Annotated in this window: 12 protein-coding genes, 1 tRNA gene and 1 other RNA gene; 10 read left to right on the plus strand and 4 right to left on the minus strand. The window is 70.1% G+C overall.

Annotation, left to right across the window (positions count from 1 at the left end):
* Window positions 1-41 precede the first annotated feature (41 nt).
* Window positions 42-815, plus strand: coding sequence for a polyphosphate--glucose phosphotransferase (gene ppgK / locus NCG93_RS03710; protein ID WP_194415353.1), 774 nt, complete (start codon window positions 42-44; stop codon window positions 813-815).
* A 40-nt stretch (window positions 816-855) separates the two neighbouring features.
* Here ppgK and rnpB read toward each other — a convergent pair.
* Window positions 856-1,225: RNase P RNA component class A (rnpB, locus tag NCG93_RS03715), an RNA gene on the minus strand.
* 134 nt (window positions 1,226-1,359) lie between these two features.
* Here rnpB and NCG93_RS03720 point away from each other — a divergent pair.
* Together NCG93_RS03720 and NCG93_RS03725 are read left to right on the plus strand one after the other, a co-directional pair.
* Window positions 1,360-1,995, plus strand: coding sequence for an LPXTG cell wall anchor domain-containing protein (locus NCG93_RS03720; protein ID WP_194415352.1), 636 nt, complete (start codon window positions 1,360-1,362; stop codon window positions 1,993-1,995).
* A 22-nt stretch (window positions 1,996-2,017) separates the two neighbouring features.
* Window positions 2,018-3,778, plus strand: coding sequence for a DUF4012 domain-containing protein (locus NCG93_RS03725; protein WP_194415351.1), 1,761 nt, complete (start codon window positions 2,018-2,020; stop codon window positions 3,776-3,778).
* On the opposite strand, the gene NCG93_RS03730 is transcribed toward NCG93_RS03725, so the two are convergent.
* Together NCG93_RS03730 and NCG93_RS03735 are read right to left on the minus strand one after the other, a co-directional pair.
* Window positions 3,768-5,498 (minus strand): bifunctional 3'-5' exonuclease/DNA polymerase, encoded by a 1,731-nt coding sequence (locus tag NCG93_RS03730; RefSeq protein WP_194415350.1) that lies wholly within the window; start codon window positions 5,496-5,498, stop codon window positions 3,768-3,770. The two genes, NCG93_RS03725 and NCG93_RS03730, sit on opposite strands and share 11 nt — an antisense overlap.
* Before the next feature lie 38 nt (window positions 5,499-5,536).
* The gene (locus tag NCG93_RS03735) at window positions 5,537-6,268 is read right to left on the minus strand and encodes a zinc ribbon domain-containing protein (protein WP_194415349.1); all 732 of its coding nucleotides are present in this window, start codon (window positions 6,266-6,268) and stop codon (window positions 5,537-5,539) included.
* Between the two features lie 89 nt (window positions 6,269-6,357).
* On the opposite strand from NCG93_RS03735, the gene NCG93_RS03740 reads away from it, so the two are divergent.
* On the plus strand, window positions 6,358-7,875 hold the full coding sequence (locus NCG93_RS03740; protein WP_194415348.1) for an amino acid permease: 1,518 nt from the start codon (window positions 6,358-6,360) through the stop codon (window positions 7,873-7,875).
* A gap of 20 nt (window positions 7,876-7,895) precedes the next feature.
* Here NCG93_RS03740 and NCG93_RS03745 read toward each other — a convergent pair.
* A tRNA-Val gene (locus tag NCG93_RS03745) sits at window positions 7,896-7,971 on the minus strand.
* Between the two features lie 141 nt (window positions 7,972-8,112).
* Here NCG93_RS03745 and aceE point away from each other — a divergent pair.
* The 6 genes from aceE (at window position 8,113) to NCG93_RS03775 (ending at window position 15,716) form a co-directional block, all read left to right on the plus strand.
* The gene (gene aceE / locus NCG93_RS03750) at window positions 8,113-10,842 is read left to right on the plus strand and encodes a pyruvate dehydrogenase (acetyl-transferring), homodimeric type (RefSeq protein ID WP_194415347.1); all 2,730 of its coding nucleotides are present in this window, start codon (window positions 8,113-8,115) and stop codon (window positions 10,840-10,842) included.
* Window positions 10,843-10,849: 7 nt separating this feature from the next.
* Window positions 10,850-12,070, plus strand: a complete 1,221-nt coding sequence (locus NCG93_RS03755; RefSeq protein ID WP_372495942.1) for a PucR family transcriptional regulator — start codon at window positions 10,850-10,852, stop codon at window positions 12,068-12,070.
* 101 nt (window positions 12,071-12,171) lie between these two features.
* Window positions 12,172-13,083: an ACP S-malonyltransferase gene (locus NCG93_RS03760; RefSeq protein ID WP_194415346.1), complete on the plus strand. Its 912-nt coding sequence runs from the start codon at window positions 12,172-12,174 to the stop codon at window positions 13,081-13,083.
* A 13-nt stretch (window positions 13,084-13,096) separates the two neighbouring features.
* Complete coding sequence (locus NCG93_RS03765; protein WP_194415345.1) at window positions 13,097-14,098, plus strand: beta-ketoacyl-ACP synthase III; 1,002 nt, start codon at window positions 13,097-13,099, stop codon at window positions 14,096-14,098.
* Window positions 14,099-14,172: 74 nt separating this feature from the next.
* Window positions 14,173-14,421 (plus strand): acyl carrier protein, encoded by a 249-nt coding sequence (locus NCG93_RS03770; protein ID WP_013586517.1) that lies wholly within the window; start codon window positions 14,173-14,175, stop codon window positions 14,419-14,421.
* Window positions 14,422-14,477: 56 nt separating this feature from the next.
* Entirely contained in the window at window positions 14,478-15,716 is a 1,239-nt protein-coding gene (locus tag NCG93_RS03775) for a beta-ketoacyl-[acyl-carrier-protein] synthase family protein (protein ID WP_194415344.1), read from the plus strand.
* Window positions 15,717-15,842 lie beyond the last annotated feature (126 nt).

Here is a 15,842-nt window from a genome sequence, read left to right on the forward strand (position 1 = left end):
CCGCTCCGCAGCCGCGCAGTCGCCATCGCTAGGCTGTCGGCATGGCATCTGACGCGGCACGCGCCGTCGGCGTGGACATCGGCGGCACCGGCATCAAGGCGGGCATCGTGGACCTCGAGCGGGGCGAGTTGATCAGCGACCGCGTCAAGGTCGCGACCCCTGAGGGGGCCCACCCGCCGGACGTCCTCGCCGCGGTGACCGAGGTGCTCTCGACCCTCGGCGTCGCCGACGACCAGTCGGTCCCGCTCGGCGTCGCCTTCCCCGCGATCGTCAAGAACGGCCGCACGCTGTCGGCCGCGAACGTCTCCGATCAGTGGATCGGCTTCGAGGCCGAGAAGTTCTTCGAAGACGGCCTGGGTCGCGACATCCACTTCGCCAACGACGCGGATGTCGCGGGGGTCGCGGAAGTCCGGTACGGGGCCGCCAAGGACCAGGCGGGACTCACCATCCTGACCACGCTCGGCACCGGCATCGGCTCCGCCCTGCTGTATAACGGCGTCCTCGTCCCGAACTCGGAACTCGGCCATGTGCAGCGCGCCCGCCATGGGAAGGACGCCGAGGCGTACGCGGCCTACTCCGCGATGGAACGCCACGAGCTCACCTGGGAGCAGTGGGCCAAGCGGCTGCAGTGGTACTACGGCCACATCGAGTTCCTGTTCAGCCCCGACCTCTTCGTCGTCGGCGGCGGCGTGTCGAAGCACGCCGACAAGTTCCTGCACCTGCTGGATCTCAAGACGCCCATCGTCCCGGCGGTGCACCGCAACAACGCGGGCATCATCGGCGCGGCCGCCCTGGCAGGGCGACCCGTCTTCTGACGGCGCGACGGTCGCTCCGCGACACGCGGCGGCGAGAGGGCGAATGGGCCGGCCTGTACGCCGGGTTCTGTCCGGGGGCGCGAGCCCCGTGGACGGTCATCTCTCTCGGCGACACGTTGCCGTGCCGCTCCAGCGGCCTACCCGGGGACTCGGCGGGCCGCGTCAACATCCCCTGTCTGGCCTTGCTCCGGGCGAGGTTTGCCGTGCGGGTCGTGTCACCACGACCCCGGTGGTCTCTTACACCACCCTTTCACCCTTACCGGGACCGAGGTCCCGGCGGTCTGCTCTCTGTGGCACTGTCTCGCGGATCGCTCCGGGTGGGTGTTACCCACCGCCCTGCCCTGCGGAGCCCGGACGTTCCTCGGCGCGCGACGGCGAACCGCCCGCGACGCGACCGTCCAGCCGACCCATTCGCCTGCACGATCTTAGGCGATCCAGAGCGAAACCTCACGGGAACGTGCTGACGGGTCACCCCCGATGCAGTAGTCTGGCGGCACGACCCTTCTGGGGAGTTGGGTCGTTCATGCCTGCTGGGGAGGCAATTGTGAAGCGTTCATTCTTCTTCGCGCTCGCTGTCGTCGCGGTCGTCGCACTCGGTGCGCCGACGGCAGCGCAGGCCGAGTCCGACGACTACACCCCGACGAACCCGGCTACGCCGACGCTCGCCGGTTCCACCGCCGTCGGCGTCTGCGACAACGATGCGCCGTGGATCTACTACGACGTCACGCTCATCGATCCTGATTCGCAGGCAACGAGCAACGAGGCGCAGCTGGTTCTCACCGACGGGACCAACACGGCAGCCATCCCGCTGGGCACTCTGGTCGACGGCAGTCTTTCGGGGCGGGTGCTCTGGCCCGGTGCGTCCGTCAATGCGGCGGGAGAAGCGACCGGTTGGCCCGGCTGGGCCTTCGAGAACGGTGAGTGGGTGGAGGTGCCGGGCAACTTCGCCTGGACGCGTGGTGCCATCACGGCGACGCTCGAGGTCAACCCGTCACTCGTCGTGCCGCTGTCCTATCCGCCGTCGACACCGGAATGCGTCACTAGCCCGAGCAATCCGTCCACCGCGTCGCTGCCCGCCACCGGTCTGAGCGCCGCCATGGGTCCGATCGCGGTCGTCGGCGCGGCGGCACTGGCAGGCGGAGTCTTCCTCGTCTTCCGGCGGCGCGCCGCTCGCCGCTGACCGGGGGTCCACGGCAATGGGGATGCCGCGGAAGGCTCGCCGCTGGGTGCTGATCGGCTCCTTGTCGTTCGGGGTGCTCGTCGTCGTGTGCGCCGCCTGGCTCGGCTGGCGGGTGTGGACCGTCAAGTCCGAACTCGATGCGCTGGTGCCGCTCGCGGCGGAGGCTCGCACTGCCATCGACGCCGGCGATCGGAGCCGGCTCTCCGAGGTGTCGCAGGCGATGTCGGCGGGAGCGGAGCGTGCTGCCACCGCAGCCGGCGATCCGCTCTGGCGTCTGGCGGAGGCGATCCCCGGAGCGGGTGAGAATCTCGTCGCCGTGCGGGTCGTCGCCACAGAGCTCGACCGGGTCGCACAAGCGGCGCCAGGGGTGTTGGAGATCACCGAGAGTCTCGAGGATCGCGCACCCGGCACGCTCGTCGACACCGCCGCCCTGGCGGCGAGCTCTGCGCAGATCACGGACTCAGCACGTTCGTTCGCGCGCTCGGCCGAGGCGCTCGCGGCTCTGGATGTCGACGCCCTCATCTCGCCCGTGGCGCGCGGAGTGTCCCAGGTGCGGGATGTCGTCGACGCTCTGGCTCCCCTCACCGGTGTCGCTGCCGGCGCGGCGGACATCCTGCCCGGAGCCCTCGGTGGCGAGGGCGTCAGATCCATCCTGCTGATGGTCCAGAACCCCGCCGAGCTGCGCACCGGCGGCGGAATCTCGGGGAGCTTCGTCGAGCTGCAGGCGGACGGCGGACGGCTGACGCTCGCTCGCCAAGCGGATTCCTCGGAATTTCCTCGCCTGACGACGCCGATCGTGGAGGTCCCCGCCACGACCACGGCGCTGTACGGTGACGGTGTCGCGCGGTACGTCCAGAACGCCTCGATGACCCCGGACTTCGCAGCGACCGGCGACATCGTCTCGGCCTGGTGGTCCACGCTCACCGGTCGCACCCCTGACATGGTCGTCTCGGTGGACCCCTACACCCTGCAGGCGCTGCTGACCGTGACCGGTCCGGTGACGCTGCCGTCTGGAGCCGCACTGAACGCGGATAACGTCCTCGACACGCTGCTCGTGCAGCCGTACGTGTCCCTGGCGTCCGATCAGCAGACCGAACTCTTCTCCGCTGCGGTGGAGGCGGTGTTCGCGCGCGTCGCGGACGGCTCGGTCGATGCGCTGGGCGTCCTTCGGGCGGTCGAGAAGCCGGCGGCGGATGGCCGCATCTCCGTGTGGAGCGCGCATGACGACGAGCAGGAGCTCATCGCCCGTTCCGCCCTCGGAGGGCCGCTCGCCCGCCAGGATGCCGCCGGCCCAGGTGCGTTCGCCGTGTACTTCAACGATGCGACCGGTGGCAAGATGGCCGGCTATCTCGACGTCGCGATCGATTCGCAGACTGTCGAGTGCCGGGCCGACGGCCTCACCGACGTTGCGCTCACCGTCACGATGGGAAGCCACGCTCCGGCGGATGTCGGCTCTCTGCCGTTCAGCGTCACCGGCGGGGGCATGTTCGGCGTGGGCATCGGCGACATCGGCACCAACGTCACCGTCACCGCGCCGAGAGGCTCCTTCGTGGGCGAGGTGATCGTCAAGGGTGAGCGGTATCCCGCAGCGACCGCCATCGAGGGCGAGCGCGCCGCGAGCACCGCGCGCGTCAACCTGTCTCCCAGCGAGGTCAACACGCTGGAGTTCCACTTCCTCGTGCCGCGCGACGATGCCGATTCTGTCCGAATCGTCCACACGCCGCTGATGAACGCCGCCGACGTGAGCATCGACGGAGGGTGCGCCGCAACCGTCAGTCCTTGAGCGCGGTCTCGGAGGTGCGCACGTCGAGCCGGAAGTCGACCGGGAAGCTGCCGAAGAGCAGACGCCCCGCGGATGCCGCGGCCTCGGTCACCGCTTCTGCTGCGGCATCCGCGTGCTCGGCGGGGGTGTGCACGATCACCTCGTCATGCAGGAAGAACGCGAGGTGGGGCTGCCGCGCGAACGCCGGACCGGAGCGGGGCGCCGCGTGCTCGGGCGAGACGGGAGGCAGCGCGGCGAGACGTCCTCGCAGGTCGGCCAACCACGCGAGCGCCCATTCGGCGGCGGTCCCCTGCACGACGAAGTTGCGGGTGAACCGGCCACGATCGCGGGCCCACCGTCGCGCGCGCGCCTCTTCTGCCCCGGATGCCTCGGCCTCGGTCGCGCGCGACTGGGCGGCCGACCATTCCGGCGAGGGAGCCGGTGAGCTGCGCCCGAGCCAGGTGGACACGACACCGCCGTCCTCGCCCACGCGCGCCGCGTCGTCCACGAGGCCCATCGCGCGCGGATACGCGCGCCGCAGGCGTGGGACCAGGCGTCCCGACTCTCCCGTCGTCGCGCCGTACATCGCGCCGAGGAGCGCGATCTTGGCCTCCTGGCGGGTAGCGACGGCGCCGCTGTCGACGATGCCCGCGTAGAGGTCGCGACCGCGCGCCGCCGCCGCGAGGGCGGTGTCGCTCGACATGGCGGCCAGGACGCGGGGCTCGAGCTGGGCGACGTCGGCGACGACGAGACGCCAGCCGGGATCGGCGCGCACCGCCTCGCGCAGCTGGCGCGGCAGTTGGAGTGCCCCGCCGCCAGAGGACGCCCAGCGACCGGTGACGACGCCGCCGGGGACGAAGACCGGCCGGAATCGTCCGTCGGCGACCCAATCGGCGAGCCAGGTCCACCCGTTGGCCGCCGCCAGCCGAGACAGCTTCTTGTACTCGAGCAGCGGTTCGATGACGGGATGCCGCTGCTCTGCGAGCTCCCAGCGGCTTGTGGACTCGACGAGCACGCCGGCTCGATGCAGCGCCCGCAGCAGCTTCGGCTGAGAGTCGAGGCTCGCCGTCGGATCCCCCAGCGCGGCGCGCACGCGGTCGGCGGCAGCCGCGAGCTTCGCCGGCTGGCCACCTCCCCGGGGGCGCTCCCCCAGGGTCTCGACGAGGATCCGATCGTGGGCCGCGGCATCCCACGGGAGCCCCGCGGCCCTCATCTCGCACGCGACCAGCGCGCCGGCGGACTCCGCCGCGAGCAGCAGGCGCAGCCGGCTCGCTTCGGGGCTGACCTCGACGGCAGCACGCTGTCGAAGGAACTCCGCCACGGCAGCATCGGCATCCGCGGGTGGCCCCGTCGGCTGCTGCGCCTGCTCGAGTTCGAACAGCGCAGGCGCCGCGTCCTCCGCGTCGACGGAGGGAGCGGCATCCCATTCCACCGCCCGACGCACGGCCGCCGCGTCATCGACCAGCGCCGACTCCCGGAGGATCGCGTGGCAGAGCCGCAGGTCGTGACAGCGCGCGACCCGGATGCCGTCGGCGAGGAGGGCGCCGTACCACTGCGGGGTGTCGTGCCACACCCAGCGCGGTGCCCAGCGTGCCTCGGCGTCGGCGATCCACGACGCCAGCCGTGCCGGCTCGATCTCCTCGCGGCTCTGCTCGGCCGCGCCCGCATCCAGCAGGACCACGACGACGGTTCGTGCGGTCCGTCCGACGGCGATCCAGGCCGGGGGCTCAGCCGCGTCCACGCCGGCACGGTCCGGCTGTGCTCACAGCCCGGATTCCCTCAGAGTCCCGATTCGTCGTCGCGCACCAGCAGGCAGCCGCACTCTGGGCACGTGACGACCTCGTCGTCGGGCGCCTGGCGCAACACCTGCAGATCGGTCCCGGCGAGCACCATGTTGCAGCCCTCGCAGGTGCGGCGGTGGAGGAATGCGGCGCCGGAGCTGCGCACCGCGACGCGATCGTAGAGCGCGACGAGATCGGCCGGCAGCGCGCCGGCGATCGCCGCGCGGTCACGGGTGGCCGCGTCGAACGCCGCCGTGGCCTCTGCGACGGCGCGCTTGCCCTCGGCGCTGAGCTCGGTCCCCTCGGCGTTGGTCGCCGCGATCAGCGCCTCCTGCTCGGCGACTCCGGCGTCGGCCAGCTCGAGCCGCTCCATGACCGCGAGCTCGGCGTCCTCGAGGTCGCTCTTGCGGCGCGCGAGCGCGGCGAGCTCGCTCTCGAGACCCTGCGCCTCCTTCGAGTTGGTGGATGCCGCGAGCCGCTGCGCGTCACGAGCCGCGCGGGCGTCCACCACGGCGACGTCTGACTCGATGCGGGACAGCTCGGTGCGCAGATCGTCGCGTGCGCCGAGGCGCGTCGTGAGCTCCTGCGAGAGCTGCTGCCGGCGCCCGAGCAGCTCCTGGACGCGACCGGCCTGCGGAGGATTCTTTCGGGCGTTCTCGGCCTGACGGATCCGGGCGTCGAGCTGGGCGACCTCGACGAGGCGGCGCTGGTCTGCGGGGCTGGCTTTCACGAGTCCAACCTACCGTGGGGCATCGACGCCGCGACCGGGTGCGGCTAGCATTCGACGACCGGTCCTTCCGATGACGAAAGGCGCGCACCATGGGCGTTCTCCGCACCAAGTCCGTCGAGCGGTCCATCGCCGACACCGACGAGCCGGAGTTCCGGCTCAAGAAATCGCTGACGGCGCTCGACCTCACGGTCTTCGGCATCGGGGTGGTCATCGGGGCGGGCATCTTCACGCTCACGGGCCGAGCCGCGCATGAGGTCGCCGGCCCCGCGATCGTCATCAGCTTCGCCGTCGCGGCCATCGCGTGCACGCTCGCCGCCCTCTGCTACGCGGAGTTCGCGTCGACCGTCCCGGTGTCGGGCTCGGCCTACACGTTCTCGTACTCGTCGCTCGGCGAGCTGTTCGCCTGGATCATCGGGTGGGACCTCATCCTCGAGATGTTCCTCGGGGCGAGCGTGGTTGCTCAGGGATGGAGCGCCTACCTCGGGACGCTCCTCGAGCAGCTCGGGGTGCCGATCCCGGCCGAGATCGGCTACGGCGGCACCGTCGACCTCATGGCCATCCTGCTGGTGCTGGTGCTCGGCGGGCTGATGACCTTCGGCATCAAGGAGTCGCTGCGGGTGAACATGGTGCTCGTCGCGGTCAAGCTCTTCATCGTGCTGTTCGTGATCGTGGCCGGCCTGCTGTTCATCAATCCCGCGAACTGGTCCCCGTTCGTCCCGGCTGCCGCACCGACGGATGCTCCGACCGGCCTCAGCCAGCCGCTGCTGCAGTTCTTCTCGGGCATCGAGCCGACGGCGTTCGGCGTCGGCGGCATCTTCGCGGGGGCGGCGCTCGTCTTCTTCGCCTACATCGGCTTCGACGTCGTCGCCACGACCGCGGAGGAGACCCGCAATCCGCAGCGCGATCTGCCGATCGGCATCATCGCGTCGCTGATCATCTGCACACTGCTCTACTGCGCGGTCGCTCTGGTGGTGACAGGCATGGTGCCGTACCAGGATCTCGATCCCGCAGCCGCCCTCGCCAACGCCTTCGCCTTCCACGGGCAGACCTGGATGGCGACCCTCATCTCGGCGGGCGCGGTCGCCGGACTCACCACGGTCGTGCTCACGCTCCTCATCGGCGCGACCCGCATCATCTTCGCGATGTCGCGCGACAATCTGCTGCCGATCGGCCTGGCGAAGGTGCACCCGCGCTACCGCACACCGTGGCTCATCTCGCTGATCGTGACGCTCGTCGTCGCGGTCGTGGCCGGGTTCACCCCCGTCGGGCTCCTGGAGGAGATGGTGAACATCGGCACCCTGTCGGCCTTCGTGCTGGTCTCCGTCGGAGTCATCGTCCTGCGCCGCAAGCGCCCGGATCTTCCCCGCGCCTTCCGCGTGCCGCTCAACCCGTGGCTGCCGGCTCTCTCGGCGGCGATCTGCGTCTACCTCATGCTCAACCTCACGGTCGAGACGTGGCTGCGATTCCTGGTGTGGCTCGTCATCGGGTTCGTGATCTACTTCGCCTACTCGCACCGTCACTCGAAGATCGGGCAGCCCGGCTACGAGGACTTCGCGCTGCCGCACGTGGTCGCCCACGAGAGGGACGCAGACGAGAAACGCGGATGAGCGGCATCCGCTGATCGCAATGGTGGGCCCTGCCGGGATCGAACCGACGACATCCACGGTGTAAACGTGGCGCTCTACCAGCTGAGCTAAAGGCCCTCGCGGTCAGTCTACGAGGTGCGTCCGGTTCCTCCCGAACTCGCTAGGCTGGCAGATGGTGCGTTGTGCAGGGCTGACAAAGCCCGCTGCGCTCCGGTAGCGATTCCCTGGCATGATCTGCCAGACGACGAAAGGTCTTCTGTGACTGTCAACGATCAGGATCCGTACTCGCAGGAACCCCTCGACAGCGATCCCGATGAGACCTCCGAGTGGCAGGAGTCCCTCCAGCAGCTCGTGCAGGCGAAGGGCCACGGTCGTGGCCGCGAGATCATGCTGAGCCTGCTGCAGACCTCGCACGAGCTGCAGCTCAACGTCCCGCAGGTTCCCACCACGGACTACATCAACACGATCGCGCCCGAGAACGAGCCCGAGTTCCCCGGCGACGAAGAGCTGGAGCGCCGGTACCGCCGGTGGATCCGCTGGAACGCCGCGGTCACGGTACACCGTGCGCAGCGGCCCGGGATCGGCGTCGGCGGCCACATCTCGACCTACGCGTCGTCGGCTTCGCTGTACGAGGTGGGCTTCAACCACTTCTTCCGGGGTCTCGACGACCCGACCGGCGGTGACCAGATCTTCATCCAGGGCCACGCCTCCCCCGGCATCTACGCCCGCTCCTTCCTCGAGGGCCGTCTCACCTCGGAGCAGCTCGACGGCTTCCGTCAGGAGAAGTCGAAGGCGCCGAACGCGCTGCCGTCGTACCCGCACCCCCGGCTCATGCCGGAGTACTGGCAGTTCCCGACGGTCTCGATGGGCCTCGGCCCGATCAACGCCATCTACCAGGCGATGTCGAACAAGTACCTCACCAACCGCGGGATCAAGGATCTCTCGAACTCGCGGGTGTGGGCCTTCCTCGGCGACGGCGAGATGGACGAGGTCGAGAGCCGCGGACAGCTCCAGGTGGCGGCGAACGAGGGCCTGGACAACCTGACATTCGTCGTCAACTGCAACCTGCAGCGCCTCGACGGACCCGTCCGCGGCAACGGCAAGATCATCCAGGAGCTCGAGAGCTTCTTCCGCGGTGCCGGCTGGAACGTCATCAAGGTCGTCTGGGGCAGCGGCTGGGACGAGCTGCTCGCCAAGGACACCGACGGCGCCCTCGTGCACCTGATGAACACGACGCCCGACGGTGACTTCCAGACCTACCGGGCCGAGGACGGCGCGTTCATCCGCGAGCACTTCTTCGGACGCGACGAGCGCACGGCCGCCCTCGTGAAGGACTGGTCGGACGACGACATCTGGGGCAAGCTCCGCCGCGGCGGCCTGGACTACCGCAAGGTCTACGGCGCCTACAAGGCGGCGACCGAGCACAAGGGTCAGCCCACCGTCATCCTCGCGAAGACGATCAAGGGCTACGGGCTCGGGCATCACTTCGAGGGTCGCAACGCGACCCACCAGATGAAGAAGATGACGCTGCAGGACCTGAAGTACTTCCGCGACTCCATGCGCATCCCGGTCTCGGACGCGCAGCTGGACGAGAACCCGTACCTGCCGCCGTACTACAACCCCGGCGGCAACGACGAGACGATCCAGTACATGCTCGAGCGCCGTCGTGCGCTGGGCGGTTTCCTGCCCGAGCGCCGCACGCACCACGTCGGGCTGCAGCTGCCCGGCGACGAGGCGTATGCGCTGCCGAAGAAGGGTTCCGGCACGCAGGAGATCGCCACCACAATGGCGTTCGTCCGACTCCTCAAGGATCTGCTGCGGGCCAAGGACTTCGGTCACCGCATCGTGCCGATCATCCCCGACGAGGCGCGCACCTTCGGCATGGATGCGTACTTCCCGACGGCCAAGATCTACAACCCGCACGGGCAGAACTACACCTCCGTGGACCGTGAGCTGCTGCTCGCCTACAAGGAGAGCCCGCAGGGCCAGATCATCCACGTCGGCATCAACGAGGCGGGCGCCGTGGCGGCGTTCACCGCCGCGGGCACGTCGTACGCCACCCACGGTGAGCCGCTGATCCCGGTGTACGTCTTCTACTCGATGTTCGGCTTCCAGCGCACCGGCGACGCGCAGTGGGCGGCGGGCGACCAGATGGCGCGCGGCTTCATCATCGGCGCGACCGCGGGACGCACGACGCTCACCGGTGAAGGACTGCAGCACGCCGACGGCCACTCGCTCCTGCTCGCCTCCACCAACCCGGCGACGCTGTCGTACGACCCGGCCTACGGCTACGAGATCGCGCACATCGTCCGCTCGGGCATCGAGCGGATGTACGGCGGCAACCACCCCGACCCCAACGTCATGTACTACCTCACGGTGTACAACGAGCCGCTGGTGCAGCCGGCGGAGCCGGAGGGCGTGGACGTCGACGGCATCGTGCGCGGCATCCACCGCATCTCGACGGGTGAGGGCGAAGGCCCACGGGCTCAGCTCATGGCGTCGGGTGTCGGCGTGCCGTGGGCGCTCGAAGCGCAGCAGCTGCTGCGTGACGACTGGGGTGTGCAGGCGGATGTCTGGTCGGTCACCTCGTGGAGCGAGCTGCGCCGCGACGGCCTCGCCGCCGACGAGCACAACTTCCTCCACCCCGACGAGGAGCCGCACACCGCGTACCTCACCGAGAAGCTGAAGGATGCCGCGGGCCCCGTCGTCGCCGTCAGCGACTTCATGCACGCGGTGCAGGACCAGATCCGGCCCTGGGTGCCCAACCGGTTCGCGACGCTCGGTGCCGACGGGTTCGGTTTCTCCGACACCCGCGCCGCCGCTCGTCGGTTCTTCAAGATCGACGGACCTTCGGTCGTCGTCCGCACGCTGCAGGCGCTTGCCGAAGAGGGAGCGGTCGACCGCAGCCTCGCCGCGCAGGCGATCGAGAAGTACCGTCTGCACGATGTGACGGCCGGCACGAGCGGGAACGCGGGCGGCGAGAGCTGACCCGCCGATGGGCAAGTCCGCCGAGGTGATGGACAAGGTCGAGACGCTCGCCTGGCTGCGACGCATCTCGGGCGATCTGGCGACCGTGACCATCAAACGCCTGGACGACACACTGCCCTGGTACGCCGAGATGCCACCGGCCCGACGCTCCGCCGTCGGGCTGGTGGCGCAGGCCGGCATCACGTCTTTCATCCAGTGGTACGACGATCCCGCCTCGACGCCATGGATCGCCGCGGACATCTTCGCGGCCGCCCCTCGCGAACTGCTGCGCAGCGTCAGTCTGACGCAGACGCTGCAGCTGATCCGGGTGACGGTCGAGGTGACGGAGGAGCGGGTCGCCGGCAAGGGCGAGCACCTGCGCGAGGCGATCCTGCTCTACTCCCGCGAGGTGGCCTTCGCAGCGGCTGACGTCTACGCCCGCGCGGCGGAGGCCCGCGGACTGTGGGACGCCCGGCTCGAGGCGCTGGTGGTGGATTCCATCCTGACCGGCGAAGCCGACGAGGAGCTGCCGAGCCGCATCGCGGCGCTCGGCTGGCACGGTCACGGCGAGGTCGCGGTGCTGGTGGGCACGACTCCGCCCCAGTTCGACGTCGACCAGCTGCGTCGCACGGCACGCAAGCTGGGTGTCGATGTGCTGATCGGCGTGCAGGGCTCACGTCTTGTGCTCGTCCTGGGTCGCGCCGAGCCGTCGGCGGTCGCGGATGACGCCGTGACCGACCTTCCGTTCGCCGAGATCGCACGACGGCTCGAACCCGGGTTCGGCACCGGATACCTGGTCCTCGGTCCGACGGTGCCCGCGCTCGTCGACGCGAGCCAGAGCGCGCGCGCGGCGCTGGCCGGCTTCGCGGTGGCGAGGGCGTGGCGCCATGCGCCGCGCCCGGTCGAGGCGGACGACCTGCTGCCCGAGCGGGCCCTCGCCGGCGATCCCCTCGCGAAGCTCACGCTTGTCGACCGCATCTACCGTCCCCTCCAGGCGCACAGCGCCGACCTGGTGGCGACGCTGTGGGCCTATCTCGACAACGGGCGCTCTCTCGAGGCGACCGCGCGCGAGCTCTTCGTGCATCCGAACACGGTGCGGTATCGCCTCAAGCGCGTCTCTGAGGTGATCGGCTGGGATGCCACCGGGCCGCGAGAAGCCCTCATCCTGCAGACGGCGCTCATCCTCGGATCCATCGGAACGGATGCCGCCCGCCGGCGCGCGCCGGCGCCTCGACGCGCCGCGGTCTGACGTCGGCACCGGCCCGAAGTGTTGACCACGCACAAAGGTGCTCGTCATTCTTGTGACGGTGTCGCCAGAACGGCCCCCCGGATCCTTGACAGGATGGAACGGTGAGAATCGCGGTCTTCCCGGGGCAGGGCTCCCAGTCCCCCGGCTTCCTGGCACCCTGGCTCGAGATGGACGGCGCAGCCGATCGGCTCGCCCGGTATTCGGAGTGGTCCGGCGTCGACCTGGTCGCCGCCGGCACGGAGTGGGATGCCGACCGCATCCGCGACACGCAGGTGGCGCAGCCGCTCATCGTCGCCGCCAGCCTGCTGTCGTGGAACGCGCTGCCGGACCGTGAGCGCATCGACGGCGTCGCCGGCCATTCCGTCGGCGAGTTCGCGGCGGCCGCCGCGGCCGGCGTCCTGACCGAGCAGGCCGCCCTGACGCTCGTGGGCATCCGCGGTCGCGCGATGGCCGAGGCCGCCGGTGTCGTCGCGACCGGGATGAGCGCCGTGATCGGCGGGGACGAGGCATCCGTCCTCACCCGTCTCGATGAGCTCGATCTCGCTCCGGCCAACTACAACGGCGGCGGGCAGCTCGTCGTCGCCGGCGCACTCGACGCGCTCCAGGCGCTGGCTGCGGAGCCGGTCGCAGGCACCCGCGTCATCCCGCTGCAGGTCGCCGGAGCCTTCCACACCCGCTACATGGCGCCGGCCGTCGAGACCCTCCGCGCCGCGGCGGCCGAGGTCGCGGCACCCGATCCCTCGGTGCTGCTGTGGACCAACCGCGACGGCTCAGCCGTCACGTCCGGCCGCGCGTTCGTCGACCTGCTCGTGGACCAGGTCGCCTCGCCCGTGCGCTGGGACCTGTGCATGGCGTCTTTCGCCGCCGCCGGCGTGTCGGGCATCGTGGAGCTGTCCCCGGCGGGGACGCTCGTCGGGCTGGCCAAGCGCGCGCTGCGCGGAGTCCCGGCCGTCGCCGTCAAGACGCCCGCCGACCTGGAGGCCGCCACCGCTCTCGTGGCGGTCGACGCATGACCGGAGTATCCGAATGACCCCCATCCTCGTCCAGCCCACCGGTGCGGCCCACACGCGCATCTACGCGTACGGCGCCGCCCGTGGCGAGATCGCCGTGCCGAACGACGACCTGATCGGCCCGATCGACTCCAGTGATGAGTGGATCCGCCAGCGCACCGGCATCGTGACGCGGGCGCGCGCGGTGCCCGAGACCGATGCGATCGATCTGGCGACGGATGCCGCCCGTGAGGCGATCGAGCGCTCCGGCGTCGACCCGTCGCAGGTCGACGCGGTGATCGTGGCCACCATCAGCAACCCGAAGCAGACCCCGTCGGTGTCGGCCATCGTGGCTGAGCGTGTGGGTGCGAATCCCGCCGCCGCCTACGATCTCAACGCCGCGTGCGCAGGCTTCGCGTACGGTGTCGCCCAGGCGGACGCCCTCATCCGCGCCGGTGCGGCGCACTACGCCGTGGTCATCGGCACTGAGAAGCTCAGCGATGTCGTCGACCCGACGGACCGGAGCATCTCGTTCCTGCTCGGCGACGGCGCCGGCGCGGCAGTGATCGGCCCCAGCGAGGCTCCCGGCATCGGCCCCACGGTGTGGGGCTCGGATGGTTCCAAGGCCGACGCCGTGGGCATGAACCACACGCTCACCGACTTCCGCGACGGCAAGGCGCCCTGGCCGACGCTGCGGCAGGAAGGCCCCACGGTCTTCCGCTGGGCCGTGTGGGAGATGGTGAAGGTCGCGCGCCAGGCGCTCGAGGCCGCCGGGATCGAGGCATCCGATCTCGCCGCCTTCGTGCCGCACCAGGCCAACATGCGCATCATCGACGAGTTCGCCAAGCAGCTGAAGCTTCCCGACACCGTCCTGATCGGCCGCGACATCGAGACCACCGGCAACACGTCCGCCGCCTCCATCCCGCTGGCGACGCACCGCCTGCTCGAGGAGCACCCCGAGCTCAGCGGCGGTCTCGCGCTGCAGATCGGCTTCGGCGCCGGCCTCGTGTTCGGCGCGCAGGTGGTCGTGCTCCCCTGACCCGGCGGAGCACGACCCTAGACTGAGACGGCCCGTTCGGGCCCCCGCAAACCCCTAGAAAACAGGAGAACCCCATGGCATTCACCAACGACGAGGTCCTCGCCGGACTCGCGGAGCTCATCACCGACGAGACCGGCATCTCGGCCGACGAGGTCGCCCTCGAGAAGTCGTTCACCGACGACCTCGACATCGACTCGATCTCGATGATGACGATCGTCGTCAACGCCGAGGAGAAGTTCGGCGTCACCATCCCCGACGACGAGGTCAAGAACCTCAAGACCGTCGGCGACGCCGTCACCTTCATCACGTCGAACCAGGCGTAAACCCTCCGGTGGGGGCCTCGGCCCCCACCGGCGCATCCTTGAGGATCTAGAACGACATGAGCAACTCCCGCATCGTCGTGACCGGCATCGGCGCAACCTCGCCGCTGGGCGGCACGGCCCCCGAGAGCTGGTCCGCGCTCCTGGAAGGCGTCTCCGGCACCCGTACCCTCGAGTACGACTGGGTCGAGAAGTACCAGTTGCCGGTCACCTTCGCCGCCGAGGCCAAGGTGCGGCCCGAGACCGTGCTCGAGCGTCCCATCGCCAAGCGTCTCGACCCGTCCTCGCAGTTCGCGCTCGTCGCTGCGCTGGAGGCCTGGGCGGACGCCGGCAGCCCTGAGGTCGAACCGGAACGCCTCGGCGTCGACTTCGCGACCGGCATCGGCGGCCTTCACACGCTCCTCGACGGCTGGGACACGCTGCGCGAGAAGGGTCCGCGTCGAGTGCTTCCGATGACGGTGCCGATGCTCATGCCGAACGCCGCGGCCGGCAACCTCTCCCTCCACTTCAACGCGCGCGCCTATGCCCGCACCGTCGCGAGTGCGTGCGCGTCGAGCACCGAGTCCATCGTCAACGCCATCGAGCACATCCGCGCCGGCTACGCCGACGTCGTGATCGCGGGCGGCACCGAGTCGGTCATCCACCCCGTCACGATCGCTGCGTTCTCGTCCATGCAGGCGCTCTCGCGTCGCAACGACGACCCCGCGACGGCGTCTCGACCGTGCAGCATCGACCGCGACGGCTTCGTCATGGGCGAAGGCGCCGCGGTGCTCATCCTCGAGACCGAAGAGCATGCCCGCGCGCGCGGCGCGAAGATCTATGCGGCCGTCGTGGGCGGCGGCGTCACCGCCGACTCCTACCACATCACGGCGAACGACCCCGAGGGCCTCGGCGCGTCGCGCGCGGTGCGGCTCGCACTCGACATGGCGGATGCCTCACCCGATGACGTCGGCCACATCAACGCCCACGCCACCTCGACGCCGGTCGGCGACCCCAATGAGTACACCGCTCTGCGATCCGTGTTCGGCGACCGGATCGACGAGATCCCGGTGTCGGCCACGAAGGCGTCCACTGGCCACCTCCTCGGCGGCACCGGCGCGCTCGAGGCGATCTTCACCGTCCTGGCGCTGAAGGAGCGGGTCGCTCCCCCGACGATCAACCTGACGACGCAGGACCCCGAGGTGCCGTTCCGCATCTCGGGCACCCCGACTCCACTCGGAGACGGCGAACACCTCGCGATCAGCAATTCCTTCGGCTTCGGCGGCCACAACGCGGTCGCCGCGTTCGCGTCCGTCTGACGCAGCACGGCGAAAGACGCCCCCGGCACCCTGCGACAAGCGCTGGGACCGCCGGGGGCGTCTGTCGTGTCAGGCGATGGTTCGCGGTCCCGCTGCCCGGGATTCTTGGCTCCGAGCCTCGGTAGT

This window comes from Microbacterium yannicii, from assembly GCF_024055635.1.
Taxonomy (GTDB): Bacteria; Actinomycetota; Actinomycetes; order Actinomycetales; family Microbacteriaceae; genus Microbacterium; species Microbacterium yannicii.